This window comes from Candidatus Cryptobacteroides sp., from assembly GCF_056207615.1.
In genome coordinates, this window is sequence record NZ_JBAEER010000172.1 from 1 (window position 1) to 4,532 (window position 4,532).

Sequence of the window (4,532 nt, forward strand, 5' to 3'; positions counted from 1 at the left end):
CCATCATTGGTGACATATTTCCTTCCCGTAAAGATAGTCAACCTGTCCATTCTGCTGATTCTCAGGGTTCTGCGCGTGTTCAGGTTTTTCCGTGTCGTACATATCTTCCCGAATTTCGGTCAGATTATAAAAGGCTTGTGGCGTGCTCTCAAGGACTCCCTTCCAATCTTCGCCGGTTTCCTTGTCCTCATCGTCGTCTTCGCCCTTTTCAGCTGTGCCATGTTCAAGGATGTGTCGCCGCAGTTCTTCGGTACTCCTGTCGATGCAATCTATTCGACATTCAGGCTCTGCACGGTCGAAGGCTGGTATGAAATCCCGGACTCCCTGTCGGCTGGTCTTACGGCCGGTCAGGTCGCATGGGTCAGAATATACTTCGTGTTTATCCTGCTGGCCGGCGGTATCATCGGACTCTCTCTGGTCAATTCCGTGTTTGTCGACGCAATGGTAGCAGACAACAACGATCAACTCGAGGCGGAGGTCAAGTCCCTGACAGCCAAGATCGAGGAACTCACCGAAGAAATAAGAAACTCAAGGAACAATGGATAGAAGACTTTTTCTCAAAAACGCCCTTACGGCAGGCGGTATCATTGTCGCTGCCCCTTCACTGATCACCTCATGCAGAAACGTCAGTGCCCCGAAAGACTCACGTAAAGATGAAACGACCGGTATGACATACCGCCGTCTTGGCAAGACTGGACTGATGATCAGTGAGATAGGACTTGGCGCCGAGTGGCTTGAGCGTCTTGATGCCGAAGGTTGCAAGCATATAGTCGACCTCGCTGAGGAGGCCGGAATCAATATCATCGATGTCTGGATGCCCGGCCCCGATATCCGTACCAAACTCGGTGACGCGCTCAAGGGACGCCGCGAACACTGGTTCATCCAGGGCCACATCGGCAGCACATGGAAGGACGGGCAGTATTTCCGCACCCGTGACATGTCATTGGTCGAACCTGCGTTCGAAGATCTCCTCACGCGTCTCCAGACTGATTATGTCGATCTCGGCATGATACATTATGTTGATGATATCGACGAGTGGAAGGCCATCGAGGGTGGCAATGACTTCTACAAATACGTAATGAAACTCAAGCGTCAGGGCAAGATACGCCATATCGGCCTCAGCACCCATAACCCCGAAGTCGCCCTCGCCGCAGCTGAGAGCGGCATCATCGAGATGATGCTGTTCAGCTGCAATCCCGTATACGACAGCCTCCCCGCAGGTGCCGCAGTGGATTTCTTCGCTCCCGACATGACGCTCAGCGAAGGTTCCATCTCGCAGGACCGTGCCGCGCTATACAGTTACTGCGAGTCTCACGACATAGGTATCACGGTTATGAAAGGATATGCCGGCGGTCGTCTCCTCAAGGCTGAGACATCGCCGTTCGGAGTCGCTCTCACCCCCGTGCAGTGTATTCATTACGCTCTGACCCGACCCGCTGTCGCCTCCATCCTGGTAGGTTTCGGCGAGCCTGACCATGTTGCACAGGCTGTGGCGTATGAGACCGCCACCGATGAGGAAAAGGACTATGCGAGCGTGCTGGCTGCCGCCCCGATGCATGCTTTCAGCGGCGCCTGTACATATTGTGGGCACTGCAAGCCCTGCAAGGCAGGTATCGACATAGCCATGGTCAATAAACTGACCGACCTCGCCACGATGCAGCCTGAAGTTCCGGCATCCGTCAAGGACCACTACAAGGTCCTTAAACTGCATGGTTCCGATTGCCTCGAGGACGGCGAATGCATGACCCGCTGTCCTTTCGGCGTCGACATCATTTCCAATATGCGCGCCGCAGCAGACGTCTTCGGATATTGATTTATTTCAGAATTGCCATTCACCTTTTCCCGCTAAATTTCAAATGCTGTTAAGATAACGATATATGAAGAAACTTATGAAGATTCTGGCCATGGCCACGCTTGCCCTATGCTCTGTGTCATGTCTGGATTTCCGAGACGAGCTTGACGAACTTCACAGTGCGATCGATGCCCTAAAGACCGAAATGAGCCGCAACAACGGATCCGTTGACGCTTTATCAACCATAGTCAAGGCCCTTCAGTCCAACATATATGTCAAATCGCTGACCCCTCTCCAGGAGGGCGGGACTCAGGTCGGTTATGTCATCACATTCACGGATGGCAGCCAGGCCACCCTCCGGAACGGCAAAGACGGCATTGACGGCAAGAACGGTGCCGACGGCAAGGATGGTCTAGATGGTCATACACCCGTGATAGGCGTCAGAAAGGACTCTGACGGCATTTATTATTGGACTGTCGATGGCGGGTGGCTCCTTGACAATGGCAAGAAACTTCCTGTGACCGGCAAGGATGGTGCTGACGGAAAAGATGGTGCAGACGGCGAGGATGGTATCACCCCTCAGCTCAAGACTGAAGGCGGATATTGGTATATCTCCTATGACCAAGGGAAAAACTGGCGGCAACTCGACAAATGCACAGGAGCTGACGGCAAGCCCGGAGCGGACGGAAAGGATGGTGCTGATGGCAAGGATGGAGACTCATTCTTCAAGAGCGTCGATGCTTCCAACGCTTCGTTTGTCATCATTACGCTTGTCGACGGCACTGTGATGAAACTTCCTACCTGGAGCGCTTTCGAGGCTCTTCAGAAGCAGGTTGCTGAACTGAATACCAATATTTCGGGCCTTCGGACTCTGGTCGCACAGATACAGAACGGCGGATATGTCACCAGGTACGAAGTCGTCAAGGAAGACGGCGCTACTGTCGGCTATGACCTATATTTCGCTGATGGAACCAAAGCCTCCATCCGCAACGGCAAGGACGGTGCTGATGGCAAAGATGGTGAAGATGGCCAGGAGGGCCATACTCCGGTAATCGGTGTCAAGGCTGCTTCCGACGGCATCCTCTACTGGACCGTTGACGGCGAGTGGCTGCTATCAGGAGGGAAGAAGGTGCCTGTCACGGGCAAGGACGGTAAGGATGGCCAGCCCGGTACAGCCGGCGTTACCCCTCAGATGGGTATCGATGACAAAGGATACTGGATTGTTTCTCTTGACGACGGTAAGAAATGGTCGCAGATTCTCGGTCCTGACGGCAAGCCCATGCCTTCTGCCGGTGCTGACGGCAAGGACGGCGACAGCATGTTCTCTTCTGTAGTCCCTTCAAAGGACGGGGACTTTATTGCCTTTACCCTCGCTGACGGCATCTCATTCAAGGTTCCTTATTACAACACACTTGCTGTAACCTTCGATCCCGCCGAGGTCGTCATCAACGGCACAGAGACAGTCACTGTGAACTATTCTATCAAGAACGGGGGAGAAGATCCGGTGGTTTACTTGATGGAGGAACCTTCTGAAGACTATTCCTTTGTTATTACTGAATCGTCCTCCGACACCGGCACGATCACAATCTGTTGCCCCAAGGGATATGCGGCCCCCTCCGAGGCCATAATCCTCTTCAGCAACTCTTCCTCAACCATCGTCAAGCGGCTCCCGATCGTGTCGAACTATGTTGAGGCTGAAAGTATCACACTCAGCGAGAAATCGATTGAGGTCACGGGTACGACTCAGAAGCAATTGTACGCTACAGTATATCCTGAGAATGCTTCCGACAAGACTGTTGAGTGGACATCATCCAATCCTGGTGTTGCTTCAGTTGACGAGAATGGTCTTGTTACTGTCAAGGGATTTGGCACGGTTACCATTATCGCTACGGCCTTGGGCACTTCTACCCCTGGTGCGGTTTCTGCAACTTGCGAAGTTGCCCGCCCTATTCCAACAGGCTATGATTATGTTAAGGTTACTGCAGAAATGGATGATTGGACAGGGACGTATATTCTTGTGGACGAGAAGTTCAATGCTGCGTTTGAGGATGTCGATCTTTCTGATACGAGTTCGGGCAGAGCAAGCGCAAAGAGTGTTGTTATTAGCGAAAGCGGGGTGATTTCTTTGTCCAAGAATCCTGATATTGCTGAATGTGAGTTGACAATCAGTGCTGAAGATGGCTTTTATTCAGTTGTTACAAATGATAATTTCAGAATTGGTGCCACCTCGTCAGGATCTTTGAAGCATGGAGGTAGTTATCTGAACAAGATTCAGTTTGTCGCTGGCACTGGCGCCAGGATTTTCAGCAAAGATGACGACACAAAGGACGGTCCTATTGATATACGTTATAACAAAGATGCTAATTGTTTCCGCTATTATTCATCCAAGAGTATAGTCGGGGACGGTGTCCTTTACCGAAAGGTCCCAACGGCTTCCACAACCAAATAGCCGGAAACTTCTGGAAAAACATTGATGTGGCATTGCCCATTCATGCCGCTATCTTGCTGATGAGAAGGGGCGGCATGCTTGAGGAAGGACGCTTGGGGACGCTAAACCCTACAAAAGGAGGATTGCGGCTCATTGGGAGCTTGCAACAAAAATATGCTTTATGCCAACTCGCTTTGAATCAGCGTGTTACTATGTTTGACTTTGGGCGAAATCACCCAAAGTCGCGATTGGGAAAATATTGAAAATCAGAGAATTATGAAAATGCAGACAATGGTGGAGTTGATGCTGGTG

General features: G+C 51.5%; 3 protein-coding genes. All 3 read left to right on the top strand.

Going from position 1 to position 4,532, the window contains the following annotated elements; all coding sequences use genetic code 11:
• A partial coding sequence (locus tag AC06ND_RS09530; RefSeq protein ID WP_475678747.1) for an ion transporter occupies nt 1-546 on the top strand: 546 nt, incomplete at its 5' end.
• Nucleotides 539-1,813 (top strand): aldo/keto reductase, encoded by a 1,275-nt coding sequence (locus tag AC06ND_RS09535; protein ID WP_475678748.1) that lies wholly within the window; start codon nt 539-541, stop codon nt 1,811-1,813. The genes AC06ND_RS09530 and AC06ND_RS09535, both read left to right, overlap by 8 nt.
• A 64-nt stretch (nt 1,814-1,877) precedes the next feature.
• Complete coding sequence (locus AC06ND_RS09540) at nt 1,878-4,241, top strand: PL29 family lyase N-terminal domain-containing protein (RefSeq protein ID WP_475678749.1); 2,364 nt, start codon at nt 1,878-1,880, stop codon at nt 4,239-4,241.
• Nucleotides 4,242-4,532: the final 291 nt, after the last annotated feature.

Coding starts and splice junctions, on each gene's coding strand:
- AC06ND_RS09535 (WP_475678748.1), top strand. CDS start 539: ATGGATAGAAGACTTTTTCTCAAAAACGCCCTTACGGCAGGCGGTATC.
- AC06ND_RS09540 (WP_475678749.1), top strand. CDS start 1,878: ATGAAGAAACTTATGAAGATTCTGGCCATGGCCACGCTTGCCCTATGC.